Origin of the sequence: Methanobrevibacter ruminantium M1 (assembly GCF_000024185.1) — an archaeon.
Taxonomy (GTDB): Archaea; Methanobacteriota; Methanobacteria; order Methanobacteriales; family Methanobacteriaceae; genus Methanobrevibacter; species Methanobrevibacter ruminantium.
This window is the reverse complement of record NC_013790.1, coordinates 1,726,717-1,744,873: the sequence shown is the minus strand read 5'-3', so window position 1 is coordinate 1,744,873 and position 18,157 is coordinate 1,726,717. Positions and strand designations below refer to the sequence as shown.

The window sequence follows — 18,157 nt, the reverse complement described above, 5'->3', positions numbered from 1 at the left end:
AGGAGCAATTATCATGAGCGAAGAGGAAATTGACTATACAGAATTTATAGACTTTGAGGATTCCAATCTGATTTCATTTAAGCTGGCAGCAATCAACAACAAGGTCAGATTTTCCATACTCGAAATATTAAGGGATTTTCAAAAGCTCAACATGAATAAGGACAAGACATTCAAAAAAGACCCTTATTACTCTCGCGAACTTAATGAGATTCTTTTAAAGAAATATGATATTAATATTTCCCTTCAGATGTTAGGCCAGCATATGAAGCAGCTTTTGACAGCTGGCTTGATTGAAGAGGTTCCTCTAAAGAAAGAGGTTCCTAATAAGATAGGTGCCAGAAACGTCAAGGGATATATCCTAAAGCCTGATGCCTTTGAAGAGCTGTTTCTTGAAATCAACTTCCTCTCAGATGAGCTCTTAAGTTTCTTTGACTTATATAAGATAAACCAAAAGTTCCATGATGAGGACTACTGCATATTGACCATATTCAATGGAGCAGATAAGGGCAAGACATTTAAGGTCCATAAGGATGATACAGTCCTTATTGGAAGAAAAGCAGATTTCTCAAAAGGAGATCTTGCCTCATTTGCAATACTTTTAGACAATAGCTATACTGCAGTGAGCAATGTAGGCAAACCTCATCTAAAGTTATTCTATAAGGATGACAGTTGGTGCATATTGGATGAAGGAAGTACAAACGGTACTTTTATCGGACAAAATGAAGTTGCCACTGGCAGAATAACTCCTTTAAAGAAGAATTCATTTTTAAAATTATCCAGAGGTGAAGGAGGAGCAGTTATTTACTGTTCTTTCTAATTTTTTTCTCTTTTTAAAAAAAATAAAATAAAAATAAATTATATAGGAATACAATTTATAATATTGTCTTTTGAAGGCTTCTGATGGTGCTTTCGCTTAGTTCAGTAGCTTTTGCAATTAAATCAAATGGTTGTTTTAGTTTTAGTAAATTAATTGCAACTTCTATTTTTCCTTCTTCTTTGAGTTCGTTGCTTCTTTCGTTGAGTTGGTTGCTTCTTTCGTTGAGTTGGTTGCTTCTTTCGTTGAGTTCGTTTCTCATTTGATTTAGCTCATTCATGTCATTTCTTATTTTATGTTCCCAATAGAGCTGTCTAACTTCTTCAACTAATCCAGTGTCTTCCATTTTTATCACCTTGAATAATTCCTCAAATTCTTCTTCACTTAAAATTTCTTGTGCAAGTACAGTTTGTGTAATTTTTAACTCCAAGATCTTATCTTCGTTTAAGGTCCTTATTTGGTTTGTCAAATCCACAGCTATCCTTAATAGTTCTTCTTGGGACCTATGAGACTTCATAAATGGTAGAAAATGCAATAAAACAATATCAATAAAATTTATTTTAGCCCTAGTTCTAATTCTTTTATTTATGATATTTATAGTTTCTTCCGCATCAAGCTCGTTAAACGATTTGACATGCATAGTAAACCCATATTCCTTATCATATCCATAGGGAATGTCTCCCAATTCTTCATTAGGGTCAAAACTAATAACAAAAACAATTACTTTTCGGCCGTGATAATAATTATGAAGATTGGTCTGATAATTTCCAAACCGAATTTTATCTTTCTTTTTAAGCTTATCCTTTTGGAATTCTATTATATATATTATTTCTTCCTTTGCACAAATGACTATGTCTGATCTTGTAGATTCAAAAATCTGATTGATCACTTCAGTATCTAAAAAATAATTAAAGTCTATACCTAGTTTAAATACTATATTGCATGCTTGAAAATTGTTTTTAAAAACAAATTTGCAGATTTTATCATAAGGGAATTGAATTTTTTTATTTCTAGAAGATTTATTGTATGATAAATTAATTATCTGCTCTGTCAAGTCATCTGAATCTATGATATTGACTTTCTCTCTTTTTCCAAACTTTGTTTTTCTAAAAATCACTGTTTTGTTATTTTCTATGTTGCGATAAAATTCATAGTTCTTGTTTTTTATTTTTTCAGTTTGTATATATTCTAACTTTTTCTTCATATTTTTTCACCTCCGAAAAATCTTTGTAATATTAGTTTATTTCATTTAATATTTAAATTTGTTGGTTATTTTCTTATTTTGATGATTTAACACTCTCAAATCAATTTAATACTTTCATATCAATTTGCTTTAATGAAATAAAGATTGATTTGACTTCGTAAAATTGATGTCATTTCGTAAAATTGTTGTGACAATGTAAAATTGATGTCATCGTGTGAAATTGATGTGACTCTGGAATATCGAATTTCCAAGCTTTAAATTTGATTTTCTTTGCTTAGATTCTTTAGTTAATGGGTTTGATTAATTAATTTTTTTATATTTAACACCTATTTTTTTTAAAAATTTACTCAACTTAATGATCTTTTTTAAATTCAAACCCTTTTTTTACAATTTTAGCAAACTTATTTATTTTTAAAATCTCACAAAAATCATAATTTTTACTATTTTAACAGACTTATTATTTTTTAAAATTTCACGATAATAAATAAATTTTACAATATTAGTAAACTTAATAAACCATCTTTAATAAATTTTTATTTAAAGCTATTTTATATTTAATCGGTGGTTCTCTTGAATTATAATCAAACAAAAGACATGATAGAAGATTATTTCCATGGCCAATATGAGGTCTTAAAGTTTTTAGGGGAAGGATCATTCGCTCAAGTTTTCCTCGTAAAGCAAAACTTCCTAAACGATAAAAGAGCCATGAAAATAATCAAAGAACCACTTTCAAATACCAAAAATATCGACCATATCTTTCACGAAGTGCAAATAGCAAGCCAACTCCACCATGAGAATATATTGGATATATATGATGCCGGACTTATCGGAGATATTGCATACTTTGTTTTGGAGTATGTTTCCGGCGGAGACCTTGAGGACTATAGGACTTCATATCTTAAGGCCAACAGGCCAATTCCAATCCATATTTCCTTGGATATAATCAAGCAAATCCTTATGGGGCTAGGCACCCTTCACTCTTCAAATCCTATCATCATCCATAGGGACCTAAAGACAAAGAATATCCTTATGAATTATGGTGATGAAAGGCTGATTGTTAAGATATCCGATTTTGGCTTTGCAAGGGAGCTCAGTTCAAATGCAGATGATTTTGAGGTAGGTGGAACCAAGCCATATATGGCTCCTGAATGCTTTAATGGAGTGTTTTCAACAAGAAGCGATGTATATGCTGTTGGAGTTATATTCTATCTTCTTCTAGCAGGTGAATTTCCTTATAGGCTTTCTGATTATGTCATTGGTGATATAGTTGATGGAAAGCCATGGAAGATTGATTTGAAGCCTCCTAGCCATTTTAATCAAAACGTTCCTAAGTTTGTTGACAAGCTTGTATTGAAGGCATTGGATGTCAATCCAAACAAAAGGCATATTGATGCAAAGGACTTTGAAAATGATTTGGATAAGGCAATTGAAAAATTTAAGGAATATTCTTATTATAAGGAGTATTTGAATGAGCTTAAAGGACTTGAAGAACTGGATGAATTAGATAATTTAGGAAAATTGGGAGAATTAGGTGAATTTGGCGAATTAAAGGAATTGGAAGAATCTTCTAGGATTGCTGAATTAAAGGAATCTTCTAAATTAGGGGAATCTAATAAGGATTCTAAAGACCAAGACCATATCCTAAATGACAATATTCTAGAGGCATTCAGATTGGCTAAAACAGAGGATGGATTGGATGAGGCAAGTTCCATTCTTGAAAAGGAAGTCTTGAAGGATTATGAAATTAGAAAAACCTATGGAAAAACTCTTAGGTTATGGAAAGGGGATTATCCCGATGCCAAACTAATTTCAGAGGCTTTCACAGTTACACTTAAAGGAGAAAATTATAAATTGGCTATTGATCTTTTAAGAGAAGCCTTTGCATATAATCCTATATTGAAGGACACTTACGGTTACTACATAGATTTATGGAGTATTTTTATAGATTTAAATAAAAATAAGGATTTTATTATATCTATTAATCGATTAGAGAATCTTATGGATAGAAATGATAAGATAAGGGATATTTATAAGGATTCAATAGACACACTAAAAAGCTATGATGAGGATAGGATTTTGAATGAGGCAATTGATTTGGCTGATAGGGGTAATTTGATAGATGCTTCTAAGTTATTGGAGCTATTGGTAGTTTATGATGATGAAATAAGAAAGGATTATGCTTATAAATTGTCCTTGTGGAAACAGGACTTGAGTATGTGATTATTAACTAATATGGTTGTAGATATCCATTTAATTAAAAAGATTTATATCTATTATTTTATAGAGCAATTTAAATAGTCATAGGGCAATTTAAATAGTCATAGGGCAATTTAAATAGTCATAGGGCAATTTAAATAGTCGAATCAAGTTTAAGTAATTAATGAGTGATTTTTATGATGAGACAAATTAGACGAAATACAATTGATTTTGCAATTGATCTAGGAACAAGCGACTCTGTAATAGCTTGTTTTAACGGTCAAGAGTCTGAGATTATAAAAAATCACTCTACAGGTGAGGACCATACTCCATCTGCTGTTTATATAGACAGTTTAGGTGAAATCCACGTTGGCAGGATTGCAAAGGAAGCTGTCTTAAAATGTCCTTCTAATGCCACAAGTGAATTTAAGCTCAATATGGGCTTTCCAATTCCATTTTTATTTGAAAGCTCACAGATTAAGATGTATCCAGAGCAACTGTCTGCGGAACTTCTAAAGGATTTAAGAAAATCCATCTATCACCAAACAAACCAAAACATTGAAGAGATTGTGATAACAGTTCCTGCCAATTCAAATCCCCTTAAGACAAAGGCAACTAAAGAGGCTGCAGAGCTAGCTGGATTCAAATCAGTTTATCTTATTTTAGAGCCTGTTGCAGCAGCCATCGCCTATGGATTAAGGGCAAAAAAAGAGGATACTGGTATTTGGATGATCTATGATTTAGGGGGAGGAACATTTGATGTGTCCCTTGTTAAGGCAAATGGGCAGGAGATAGAGAAGCTTGCAACAAGCGGTGAAGACAATTTAGGTGGAAAGCTCTTTGATTGGAAGATTGTAGATGACTATTTCACTCCAAAGATCATTGATGACTTGAATCTGACTGACTTTAGAAGGGACAATCCTAATTATCTTAAGGTATTTTCAATACTTAAAAATGAAGCTGAGAAGGCTAAAATAGCTTTATCTGGTTCTGATAATGACATTAAAGATTATGAACTTTCTATTGAAAAGCTTATCGAAATAGGGGACAAATCATATGACTTTAATTATATATTAGGCAAAGAAGATTTAATGAATATAATGAAGCCATTTTTAAAAATCACCTTTAATCATTGCTATGAGGTATTGGAAGAAAGCAATCTTTCTATTGATGATGTTGAAAAGATCATTCTTGTTGGAGGTTCCACATTAAGCTCAATTTTAAGGGACAGCCTAAAAGATGAATTCGATAGGCCATTGGAATATGGAATTAATCCTTTGACTGTCGTTGCACAAGGTGCTTCCATTTATGCTGGAACCATAGAAAAACAATTTATTGAATGTGAAAATCACAGATTTGCTTTAATTTTGGATTATGAAAAGATAGGTTTTAAGGATAATATTGATATTAACGGAAAGGTCTTTGCATTGGACGAGAAATATTCATTTTTGGATTATTCAATTGAGATTACAGGCTCCAATGGAGAAATCATTTATATTGAGGACTCTAAAACTGGAAATCCTACTGAAAGGATTGATTTAGATATAGATGGCAATTTCAGACTTAATCTGAATGTAAAAGATAGCTATAATGAGTTTTTAATCAATATCTATGACGGCAATGGGGATCTTGTTGAACTTGATGAAAATTCTCCAAATTCAATTCATTATAAGAAAGCCTTAAATCCAGGTTATCCTATTTTATCTTCCTCAATCAGTCTTTATCTTGATGAGGATTCTTCATTGATATTAAAGAATTCAGAGGACTTGATTGATCTTGACACAGAAAATGACTTTATAATTGAATATTCTAAAAGGTTCAACTCTTCCTATCCTATTGCATCTAAGGGGGATATAATCCCAATGAGCAGAAAAGAGATTCTACACACCAGTAAAATAATCAAAAAAGGAGATGGTGACAGCTTCATTAAATTTTCATTCTATTTTGGAGAGCTTATTCTAGCCAATTATAATACCTTATTGGGACAGATAGTCATCACAGGCAATGATATTATTGATGATTTGCCTAAGGATAGCGAGATAGAATTGAATATAAATATAAACGAGTCTAATATGATTGATTTTGAAGTATTTATTCCTTATTTAAGGCAAAGCTTTAATAATTCATTTAGCTTCAATAATTACAATAATTATAATGGTTTTATTGATAATTATGATAATTTAAAGAGCAAGCATGATGAGATTATAAAAAAATACAATAAAATTAGGGATTTTGCTCGTGATGAAGATAAAAAAGAGCTTTTTTTAAAAAATGGCATTTATCAAAGCATAGAGAGAGTCTATGAGAATATTGAAGAGATAGAGGAAAAGGAGATAATTGATTATCTTGATATATTGGTTGATATGGCTAGGTATGATAAGATAGCTGTTTATCCATCTTTAGAGTATTTGAACTATTTGGATGATGTTTTAGATGAATGCAAGTTCTTTTTGACCATTGCAGATGTGGAGCTTTCTATTTAATTTCTTATTTTTCTATTTAATTTCTTATTTCTTTTATTTAACCCTTTTTAATTTTCACCAGAAAAAATTGTTTTTTCTCTTTTTTATAAATTTACTTATTTTCTATTATTATGAAAGATTATATAAACATTTAATAATAATTCTTTTCATAATATTAATCATATAAAAAAATTTTTAACAATTTTTAATTTAATCAAACAGTTTTTTTAAGTTTATTTTAAACAAACAGTTTTTTTAAAATCTCTTTAAAACCCTTTATAAAACTTATTTGACAAAATTCTTTAAATTAGGTGAGCCTTATGGAATGGAAATATGCAACTATATTTATAAGCAGCAGTTTCATAGACATGCATGCAGAAAGGGACTACCTTATCAAAAAGGTCTTCCCAGAGCTAGAGGAGTGGTGCGAAGAGCACAAGATACACTTATCAAACATTGACTTAAGATGGGGAGTTCCAGAAGAAATCTCCAACAACAAAAGCACAATCGAAAAGTGCCTAATCAATATTGACGAAAGCCGTCCATTCTTCTTATGTTTCCTCGCTCAAAGGAGGGGATGGATTCCAGATTTCGCTGAAGACATCAGCGATGACACTTTCAAAAGATATGAGGAGATTGCAGCCTATAGCGGTCTTTCAGCCACTGAAATGGAAATTGAGCATGCATTGCTTTCACCGTTAAAAGACTTTTTAAATGATGACGATGAGCTTCCAGAGAATCTACGTACAAGACATTCCCTATTCTTCATAAGGGACAAGTCCTCATTGGATGAAATCACAGACGCTCAAAAGAGGGTATATACAAATTACGGTTTGGTAGATGCTGAACATGGAGAGTTTATCCCTGGAGAATATGACAGCGAAGGCAATTGCATAAGGGAACCTAAGATAATAGATGACTTGTCCTTAAAAACCAAGGAAATCATCGAAGATGCCGACAATTCCTCTCAAAAGATTGTTGATAGAATAATCAAAATGAAAGGGGACTGTGATCTTCCAGAGGATGAAAAGAAGGTTCACATTGAAATAACAAAGTACACTGGGGATTGGAACAGGAACTTGAAGATTCCAGAAATTGAGGCTCTCACCAATAAGGATAAGGACGATCCAGAGAAAAAGGTCCGCCGTTACAATGACTATGAATGGATGGGCAGGCTAAGTAATTTTAAAGAGGTTAAAGAGGATTATAAGGATATAAGTCTAATCAAGAAATCTGAAAATATAGAATCTAAAATCGGCAGGCCACTTAAGGATGTCATAATCGAACAGATGAAGAGACAGTTGGAATTGGAATTCCCAGAAAACTTTAAGGAGGATGAGGACCTAACCGAAGAGGAAAGAATCCTCCAGAATGAGTTGAATCAACAGGATAACTTTGCATATCTTAACAGCCAAGGCTATATTCCAATCAAAAAGGACACAGACATATTAAGCAAATACATTGAAGACGCCGATGAAAGCAGGATATGTCTTGTATCCTCTGAGGCAGGTTTCGGTAAGACTATGCTTCTTGCAAACTTGGCCATTCAACTTGAGAAGAAATATACAAATAAATATGATGAGACAAGGCCAAACCAAAAGGCTATCTATAAGAGATTCTGTGGAGCTTCCAATTTAAGTTCAAAGGCATTCTCTCTATGGGATACAATCATTCAAGAAGCAGGTTTGACAGAGGATGATGATTTCAAGATTCCAAAGAATTTGGATGAGCTAAAGAAATCCATAGATAAGATTCTTGATAAAATTTCCCAGAAGGGAGAGTCTGTAATCATAATCGATGCAGTCAATCAGATGCCTGACGGCTTAGAGATGCTAAAATGGCTCCCTGCACCTGAATCATCTAATCTAAAGATAATAATATCATGTAAGGAAGATAATGAAGATAAGGAACTATGCCTCGAAAGCTTAAAATTCATAAAGGATAGAAATGCAATCTGCCCTTACTTTGAGGACGGTCATGAGGATGAGCTTGGAGGAGAATATAAGAACTATAGCTTTGAGCTTAAGGCCTTGGAGGATTGTAAGAACGAAAAGACTAAGATAATCAATGCATATCTTAAAAACTACTTGAAGGAGCTTTCTAATAAGGATATTGAAACCATATGTAGTTTCGATGCATCTAAAAACCCTCTTTTCCTAAAGGTATTGTTGGCCGAGCTTAGGGTATTTGCCTCATTTGAAAAGCTAAGGGATGAGATTCAAGAGTTTATTAAGGATGAGTTTGCAGATGAATCTAAATTGACTTCTGAAGATTCTTCTAATCATTCTGATGATTCTGAAGGCTCTAAAAAGCAATCTCAAGGTTCTCCAAAGACAGCATTCAACCATGTTTTGGAAAGATTGGAGCATGACGAGGACCTTGTTGAAGGTGAAGCTCTTGTTCCTTTAATCTTTGCACTGCTTGCAAATGCAAGGGTGGGATTGTCCAGGGATGAAATGGCTTCCATAATAAAGGCCGCAAAGCCTGATTTGGATGATGAATACATCAGAGATACAATAAACCTTAACCTAAGGCAAGTGAAGCCATTCATGGCAAGAAAGGAAGGAAGGGACGACTTCTTCTATGAAAGCTTCAAACTAGCTGCACAAGAAAGGTATGCTCCTAAAAACATTCCAAAGAATGAGCGTTTGAATGAATACTTTAAGGATAAGGAAGATTCTGATAAGTTAATCAATGTCAATGCCTTGCTTGCAGATTATTTCTTAAAAGATGCTTTAGGTCAAGATTCGGCGGATTCTAATGATAAAACCCTAGACTTAAGTACTATAGATGGTTTCAACTTTAAAGGGGAAAATATCCGCTCATATAATGAGCTTCCATACCATGCAAACGAGTCAAGAGACTTTGACAGATTGAAAGATATATTGTCTTCATACTCATTCATTAAAAACAAGATCAATCTAAGCGACATCAACAATCTTATTGTTGATTATCAGTTCAAGGACTTTGAAGATGCCCAACATCCATTCATAAAGGATGAGGAGGACCATTCAATAGTCCTGATAGGTCGGGCATTGGAACTCTCTGCTCCTATCCTCTCTGATGATAAGTCTGAGCTTCCTGCCCAATTATATGGAAGGATGGTTGACTTAAGGGATGATGAAGTGATAAGTCCACTTATAGATGAAATTGAGGCTGATTATGAGATGGTCTTAAAGCCAAAATCCAATTCCCTTTACTCTCCAAAGAGCTCAATCATAAAAAGGCCAAAGGTGAATGGAACAAAATCCACATCAAGCATTGAAATAACCGATGATAAATTGCTTATCTCTGCAAATGAGGATGGAACATTAAACCTCTTTGACCTTGAAAGCAATGACTTGGAGATTCTTGAAGAGCCTCATGATTCTAAGGTAATCAGAATAATACCAACAGATGAAGGCCAAAATATGCTGATGGCATCAAGCAATGGCCAAATCAATAAATGGGACATAAACAATCGTTCAATCTTCAAGGATGACGATAACATTTATCCAAAAATAAATGCCAATATCACAGACATCTATCTCTCTGGAACATATAATAAGATTTATGCATCTTCCCATGAGGGAATATTCACAATAGACCTGGATACAAAAGAGCTATGTGAAGAAAAAGAGATAGAGCATAAGAAATATAATCAAATCCTTGTTCCAAGAAGAAACGAGGCAATCCTTGTCTGTGACGAGAAGGAGGTTGACGGCTGGGATGTCTATGAAAAGAGAAAGGCATATAACAGGCAGCATCAGCAAAATCCTGCAGGAGAGGAAAGCTCCACCCAATTGGATTCATCAGAGGAAATAAGGTTTATGGGACTTAATAAGAGATTCCTTACCTTGATTTCTGAAAACGGACAGATGAAGTTCTGGAACACCCTTAAAAACTCTGGCGGTGGAGAAAGCATTGATGAGGCACAGGTATGCAGCCCTCACGACAAGTTCGCCCAAGCTATCACATTAGAGAAGGAGGACCAGATAATAACCATTTCAGATATGGGAGTGCTAAGGGTCTGGAACATTCCAAGGCCAAGGCAGCCTAAGTTTGAAATAGCTAAAATCGAAGGCTCAGACATTCCTATGGACATTCAGACAGGTATTAAGTCACCTACAGCTATTGACTATTTCACTGATGGTGATGAGAGATGGGTCATTGTAGCTAATGAGAACAATGACATAAGCGTAATCGACCTGAATAAGAAAGTGGAAGCCAATAAGGAAACTAAACATAGTGAGTCTGTATTGTCAATAAAAATAGATGGAAATCATATGATTACAGCTTCAGATAATGGTGAAATATTTGCTTGGGATTTAAATAAGGAAGAATGCATTAATAAATTTGCAAGTGAATTCAGAGTCAATTCTATTTCATATGATAGGGACAAGTCACAATTGCTCTTATCAGGTGTAAAGAAGGAGAAAGACGGCAATAAGATATATAAGATAGCTAGCCGTGACGCTACAGATATGTGGGAGCCTATTAAGGTCCAAGATGATGGAAGCGATTCTAAAAAGTCCAAAAAGCTTATTGACTTAAATGCTGATGATAGGGACAATCCTAATCCTGTCATTGATATTGCTCAAATCAGTGATGGAATGGTATTCATTGAAGAGAAAAAGATTTCCATGCCTGATTATGAGGCAGGCTTTGATAAAAAGGCTACAAGCTTAGCTACTCAATTCGACTCCAATCTAGCATTTGTAGGATTTGAAGACGGAAGCATTAGTTCATATCCAAGAGAAACAGAATTTGATGCAGGAATCAATTCTCCAGTTGTTAAAATTAGAGTAAGTGGCGATAGATTAGTCGCAGGATTTAAGGATGGATCTGTTGTGATATTTGACTTAAGCGGTACAAAAACAGCAAGCTTTAAGGCTCATGATAAGGCCATAACAAATATCTATCTTGATGAGTCCAGATTAATCACTATTTCAGAAGACAAGACATTAAAATTCTGGAAGAATGATGAGTGCACTTATACTTACTTCTTAGACATATTTGCAACATCTGTCAGTGTTAATGATGGCAAATTGATTCTTGGTGACACTTTAGGTAATTTAAGGTTCTTTGAATTGTAGATTTTGGAAAAATTCTATAAATTCTATAGATTTTATAAATTCTAAAAAAAGGACTTATATGGATTTATTTTTAATAAATCTAATTTAAAAAAATAATTAAAAAAAAGTATTGGAAGATATGCTCTATCTAATTAAAAGAGCATCTATCTTCTGTCTATTTTTGCTTTATTTTAAGAGTCATAATAATCTAAAAGTAGGGACATCATGGGTGAAGGCGTATTTTCCACTTTCTGTTTTTTCTAAAAAGCCTTCTTCAAGTCCAAATTTAAAAAATTCCTCACTTGTTTTTTCAATATCCTCTTCTTTTAGTTCATAATACTCCTCACCGCCATAGTCGCTATATTGTCCCCAAAATCCGCTTTCTGCTGAAAAGAATGATAATTCTGCCTTAAGGGTGGGATAAGTCTGATTTATCTCTTCACAAACTTTCTCTGCAGGGACAGGTGACCATTTTGTTGAAAACCAAAAGACTATTTCGCTTATTCTTTCATTTAAGATCTCATCAAGGTCAAAATGATTTTCACCGAATAATCTATGTTCTGTTGCAAATGTCTTATAGGACAATTCTCCATCAATTACATGTTCTTCTATAAGTTTTACTAATTCTTCACTTGTTCCTTTTACTGTTAATTTGTTTTCACACCAATTAGCCATTTTTTACCTCCTTTTTTATAAATTTTCTTTTATTTGGCCTCTAAAATTATTCTAATCATTTTTTTAAATATTGCTTTTAATTTCTTTATTTATTCAACTATTATTTTTAATTACTTTATTTATTCAAACCATAGCTTCTATCCCTATAATCATATCAATAAATACTCCAATGAATAAACTGACAAACAATGCAAATCCTATTTCAATTAGCCAGAAAAACAAAGGAGCAAATGCTATCTCAAGGACATCTTTAAGGCTTTTCTCTCTCCAAATCACTTTGGCTATAATAGAACAAATAAGCAATATTGGAATAAAACAAATATATGTCTTAAATGTATAGCAGTTAAACCATGTTATTACTCCATGATCTACTAAACAGCTTGTAAAATCAATGATAGAAAAGATTAAAGGAGCTAATACAAGTATAATTACTAAATAAATTTCATTATCTTCATTCATATTAAATAGTTTATTAATAATCATTATAAATCCCATAAATGAATTTATTTATACAATTTAAATACTTTTTAAAATATACTTATTAATAATAAAAAATTTAAGATTCTTTATGTGGAATTATTTATTCCTTTGATGGGGAGAAAAAGAGCTAATTCTTGAATATTTTAGTATTCCTTTGATGGGAGAAAAAAAAGCTTGAGATAAAAATTTAAAGGTTAAAAAAATGACTATTCCTGTAATGTATGATTTGGATGAGGAACGTTTAAGAGCCTTAAATAAAGATGAAAAGAAGGAAGATAGGCTTTTTTCAATCAGCCTTCTAAATCCTTTTTATCCTCTTGACTCTTTAGTAACTGATGAAGAGGAGGATTTAGACATTCGCATAGCTGCTTTAGACTGTCTTGATCTATTTGGAGTCACATTATACCATATTGATATTGACAGCGTTCCAAAGGAGCTTGCTTTAGCTGTTATAGAAATGCTTGACGATGGGTCTAAGCTAAAAGAAATAGCTTTAAACCATAATGATATTGATTATCGTATTAAAGCATTGGAAAACAAACATCTAACTGATGAAGATGCCTTAAAATACATAATTGAAAATGAATCAGCCCCCAAATTGCGCTCTCTTGCAGCTTGTCACCCTTGCTTAAATGACAGCAAATTTTTAGAAGGCCTTGCATTGAATGATGATGATGAAGATGTCCGTGCCGCTGCAGTTTCTAACTATTCTACAAAGGGTGTGGATGTTTTAAAGAAAGTCATTAGTGATGATGAGGATATTGTTCGCATTCCTGCTTTAAAGAACTTGGTTTTTAAATATAATCTTTTCAATCCTTCCTTAAATAAGAAATTTAACTTTAAAAAGAAATTTCATGACATGTCTTGGCATATGATTAGCTCTATCGATGATTATGTCCCTAAGGAAATGGATAATGATGAGGGAATAAGGGATCTGATTGACTTTGAGCTATTGGATCAGATTTATATTTCTTCAGCTAATGAATGCTATAATGAATTGATAGATAAGCTTAAAATCTTTTTTGAAAAGGCCCTTTACCATTATGAGATTCATAATCCATTTGATGAGAGTAAATTAGAGAATGATTCCTATAGGAAAAAAATGTATGACAAGCTAAAGCTTGCAGAAGGTGACCAAAGGAGCTTTTATCTCTATCAAATGGCATATGATGGAGGACATGCTTATTTGAACTTTTATTTGGACTATCTAAATGGTTTGGATTATGATTCTTATTTGGGAGATTCTGATAGTTCTAATGAAGATTCGGATTTAAAAAAACTGTTTAATGAGTCTAATGATTCCTACTCTTTAGATAAGGAGATTGAAGAGTCTTACTTCATTGATTTGGCATATGCCGATTCCAATTGTGAAATGGTTAGATTGGCTATTGAAGCAATATCTGACAATTCTGTATTGTTTGACTTTGCAAAGAATGGAAAAACAAGTGATATTCGAAAAACTGCAATCAAAAGATTGACTGATTCAGCATATCTACTAGATTTAGCTGTCAATCAAATCGATAAGGATATTAGGGAAGCTAATTTCTATGATGATGATTGGATATGCGATTATATCTCTGATAATTCAAATGATTACTTTGATATCTTTAATACTTATGACTTTTACAGTCATGACCTAGAGCATTACGAGCGTCTATTTGACAATAGGCTGGATTCCTTTTATTATGAAAAGGTAGCTTGGAACTATTATAGAAACACCATTTCATTTTGTCTTCTTGAAAGGATAGACAACTATCTGGATTTGGTTTATGCTATAAAAAACACTCGAAGCTTTGTTTTAAGGGACTTGGTGATTTATAAGATTGAAAATCCATTGTTTCTAACAGATATTGCATTAAATGCAATCGATGAACGCATTCGCTATACTGCATTCGGCAGAATAGAGTCAAAGGCATTCTTAAAGTATGTCTATTTGAACAGCAATGATTTTAGAATAAAATTATTATATCTTTCTAAAACAACTGATAATGCTATTCTGGAAGAGGCCTTCCTAAATGAGGAAAATGATGTATTAAGGAAGTACGTTTTGGATAATTCCAATTTTAAAATCAGTCCAAAGGTGATTGAGCACTGTATTAATGAAGAGTCTGTTATTTCCGATTATGCAGAGAATAAGTTTGCAGAGCAGTTTGTTAATTACAGGCTGATGGATAAGAAATTTTTATAGTGCATCGGAATCCTATATTATGATTCCTGCTTTTAAAATGTTCACGGATTTATTGTTGATTGAAATAATTCCTTGATTATCCTTCGATTTTTATCAAGTTTAAATAAAGCAATTCCTTTACTCTATTTATATACAATCTAATCAAAACTATAATTAAAGAAGTTTAAAATGAATAAAATTAGTTATTTGTCTAAATCTTTCTGTTTTTAGACAAATTTCATAAATTTTATATATTTATTAAATATATACTAAAATTAAAGATTATTTGGGGGTGTTAGCCATGGGACTCGAAGACTCAGAAACAGATTTTAATTTTATGAAAGCTGATTCTAAATTAAATGGTTCTATGATTAACATTGCAAAGTTTATGTGTTTATTTGATTATTATAAAAAAAGAAACTACTAGTTTAAAAAAATCAATTTAAAGGATGATGCTAGGTTTATTGAATTATCCTGGGCATTAAATAATTCTTTGATCAAATAATCTTAAAACAACTTTTATAACATTTTAATCAATTTGTTAAATAAAAATAATTATAAAACTGCTTTTTTTAGAAAAACCAAATCGTATTTTATTTTTTTCATTATTTTAAATTAATTAACTTATTTTTAATTACTGGGCTTTCATAATCTTTGTTCTTATCTTTTAATAAGAACCCATTTGAATTATTTTAATTTAATTTAAATCACTTATAAACAAAAAGGAGTGTTATTTATGTCAAGAAGAGACAAAATGATTGCAAAGATAAAGGAATTGATGTACAAGCCAGAATACATCAGAAACATAGGAATATGTGCACATATTGATCACGGTAAAACAACCTTATCAGATAACTTGCTTGCAGGTGCTGGATTGATCTCCGAGGATTTGGCTGGAGAGGCACTTGGTATGGACACTAAAAAGGACGAACAGGAACGTGGAATTACCATTGACGCTGCAAACGCTTCTATGGTACAGGAATATGAGGGAGAACAATACCTCATTAACCTTATTGACACTCCAGGTCACGTTGACTTTGGAGGGGACGTTACCCGTGCAATGAGGGCTGTAGACGGTGCCGTTGTAGTGGTATGTGCTGTAGACGGTGTTATGCCTCAGACTGAAACAGTTCTTAAGCAGGCTTTAAGGGAAAACGTAAAGCCAGTTCTATTCATCAACAAGGTAGACAGGCTTATCAATGAATTGAAATTAGGTCCAGAAGAGCTATTGAAGCAACTTACAAGCATTATCGTTGAAGTCAATGCATTAATCAAGTCATTGGCCCCTAAGGATAAGAAAAATGAATGGATGGTAAATGTAGAGGAAGGAAGTGTAGCTTTCGGTTCTGCATTCAAGAATTGGGCTATCAACATTCCAAAGATGCAGGAGACAAAATTTACCTTTAAGGACATTATAGATTACTGCAATGAAGGCAAGGAAGACGAATTGAAGCAGCTCTTGCCATTGACTGAAGTCCTGTTGAATATGGTAGTTAAACACTTGCCTTCACCTAATGTGGCTCAAGTCTACAGGGTTCCTAAGATTTGGGATGGCGATATTGAGTCTGAAGTTGGCCAGACCATGATAAAGATGTCTCCAGATGGTCCTTTAGCCGGAATGATTACCAATGTGGCTGTAGATAAGCATGCGGGAATCGTTGCAACATGCAGAATCTATGGAGGAACCTTGGAGAAGTCTAGCGAAATATATCTGGTAGGTTCCCACGGCAAGGCAAGAGTCCAGCAGGCTGGAATCTTTATGGGTGCTGAAACCATCGATACAGGTAAGGTTCCAGTTGGAAACATTGCTTACTTGACAGGTGTAAAGGGAGCAAGCGCAGGTGAGACCATCTGTTCTGCAGATTGTATCATCGATGAGTTTGAGCCTATCGACCACATTTCAGAGCCTGTAGTTACTGTAGCTGTAGAGGCTAAAAACACCAAGGATCTTCCTAAATTGATTGAGGTCTTAAGACAGGTCTCTAAGGAAGACCCTACAATCAAGGTGGAAATCAATGAGACCACTGGAGAGCAATTGATTTCAGGTATGGGAGAGCTTCACTTGGAAGTTGTAACAAACAGAATAATTAATGACAAGAAATTGGAAATTCTTGTTTCAGAGCCTATCATCGTATACAAGGAAAGCGTATTAGGTCATTCTCCAGTCATTGAAGGTAAATCACCTAACAAGCATAACAGGTTCTATATTGACGTTCAGCCTTTAGACAAGCCTCTTTATGATGCCTTGATTGAAGGAGACTTGAAGGAAGGCAGAATTAAAACCAAGGAAACTGCTCAAGACTTCATTGAGCTTGGAATGGATAAGGAAGAGGCAAGAAGGGTATGGGATGTCTACAACAGGTCCATGTTTATCAATATGACCAGAGGTATCCAATACTTGGATGAAGTAAAGGAGCTATTGCTTGAAGGTTTTGAAGCAGCCTTAAAGGACGGTCCTTTGGCAAATGAGGAAGCTGTAGGATTGAAGTTCATCCTCTCAGACGCTAAGCTTCACGAGGATGCAGTTCACAGAGGTCCGGCTCAAGTTCTTCCTGCTATCAAGAAAGCGATTTACGCTTCAATAATGTCTGCAAACCCATGTCTATTGGAGCCTATTCAAAAGGTTTTCATTTCAGCTCCATTAGAGTATATGGGCAATTGTAATAAGGACATTCAAAACAGAAGAGGTAGAATCATTGGTCAGGAGACAAAAGGAGTCATTGCAGAGATGGACTTTGAAGTTCCTATTGCAAAGATGTTCGGATTTGCAGGAGACATAAGATCTGCAACAGGAGGTAAAGGTGACTTCTCAACAGAAATGAAAGGATTTGAAACCTTGCCAATCTATCTCCAGGATGATATTGTAAGACAAATCCGTACAAGAAAGGGTCTTTCACCAGAGCCTTATGGTCCAGAACACTATTCTGCATAGTTTAAAGGAAATTTAAAACATATTAAATAGTTTTTAAGAAGAATAAGTATTTTTACTTAATTCTTCTTTTAAAATTATTTTTATAATTCTTATTTAGTTCAAAAAACTTTTTTTCTTTTTTTAGGTCTTTTATTTTTAATTAGGCAATGATTTGGTAATAATTATAAAAATAA

At 33.3% G+C, this 18,157-nt stretch carries 10 protein-coding genes; 7 read left to right on the top strand and 3 right to left on the bottom strand.

The window, feature by feature from the left end; translation table 11 throughout:
- The first annotated feature begins 13 nt into the window (after positions 1-13).
- A complete protein-coding gene (locus tag MRU_RS06540; protein ID WP_012956107.1) occupies positions 14-817 on the top strand; it encodes an FHA domain-containing protein in 804 nt (267 codons plus the stop codon).
- A 55-nt stretch (positions 818-872) separates the two neighbouring features.
- Here the strand turns inward: MRU_RS06540 and MRU_RS06535 are convergent, their stop codons facing one another.
- A complete protein-coding gene (locus tag MRU_RS06535) occupies positions 873-2,018 on the bottom strand; it encodes a hypothetical protein (RefSeq protein ID WP_012956106.1) in 1,146 nt (381 codons plus the stop codon).
- Between the two features lie 570 nt (positions 2,019-2,588).
- Between MRU_RS06535 and MRU_RS06530 the strand changes: the two genes are divergently transcribed.
- The 3 genes from MRU_RS06530 (at position 2,589) to MRU_RS06520 (ending at position 11,751) form a co-directional block, all read left to right on the top strand.
- Positions 2,589-4,238, top strand: coding sequence for a serine/threonine-protein kinase (locus MRU_RS06530; protein WP_048812455.1), 1,650 nt, complete (start codon positions 2,589-2,591; stop codon positions 4,236-4,238).
- Positions 4,239-4,411: 173 nt separating this feature from the next.
- Positions 4,412-6,697, top strand: a complete 2,286-nt coding sequence (locus MRU_RS06525; RefSeq protein ID WP_012956104.1) for an Hsp70 family protein — start codon at positions 4,412-4,414, stop codon at positions 6,695-6,697.
- A 299-nt stretch (positions 6,698-6,996) separates the two neighbouring features.
- Entirely contained in the window at positions 6,997-11,751 is a 4,755-nt protein-coding gene (locus MRU_RS06520; RefSeq protein ID WP_048812454.1) for a DUF4062 domain-containing protein, read from the top strand.
- A gap of 177 nt (positions 11,752-11,928) precedes the next feature.
- Here the strand turns inward: MRU_RS06520 and MRU_RS06515 are convergent, their stop codons facing one another.
- Entirely contained in the window at positions 11,929-12,405 is a 477-nt protein-coding gene (locus MRU_RS06515; RefSeq protein ID WP_012956102.1) for a hypothetical protein, read from the bottom strand.
- A gap of 123 nt (positions 12,406-12,528) precedes the next feature.
- Positions 12,529-12,864, bottom strand: coding sequence for a hypothetical protein (locus MRU_RS06510; RefSeq protein WP_143714321.1), 336 nt, complete (start codon positions 12,862-12,864; stop codon positions 12,529-12,531).
- 223 nt (positions 12,865-13,087) lie between these two features.
- On the opposite strand from MRU_RS06510, the gene MRU_RS06505 reads away from it, so the two are divergent.
- The 3 genes from MRU_RS06505 (at position 13,088) to MRU_RS06500 (ending at position 17,984) form a co-directional block, all read left to right on the top strand.
- A complete protein-coding gene (locus tag MRU_RS06505) occupies positions 13,088-15,073 on the top strand; it encodes a HEAT repeat domain-containing protein (RefSeq protein WP_012956100.1) in 1,986 nt (661 codons plus the stop codon).
- A 280-nt stretch (positions 15,074-15,353) separates the two neighbouring features.
- The gene (locus tag MRU_RS12170; protein WP_265101231.1) at positions 15,354-15,479 is read left to right on the top strand and encodes a hypothetical protein; all 126 of its coding nucleotides are present in this window, start codon (positions 15,354-15,356) and stop codon (positions 15,477-15,479) included.
- A gap of 309 nt (positions 15,480-15,788) precedes the next feature.
- Positions 15,789-17,984, top strand: coding sequence for an elongation factor EF-2 (locus MRU_RS06500; RefSeq protein WP_012956099.1), 2,196 nt, complete (start codon positions 15,789-15,791; stop codon positions 17,982-17,984).
- Positions 17,985-18,157 lie beyond the last annotated feature (173 nt).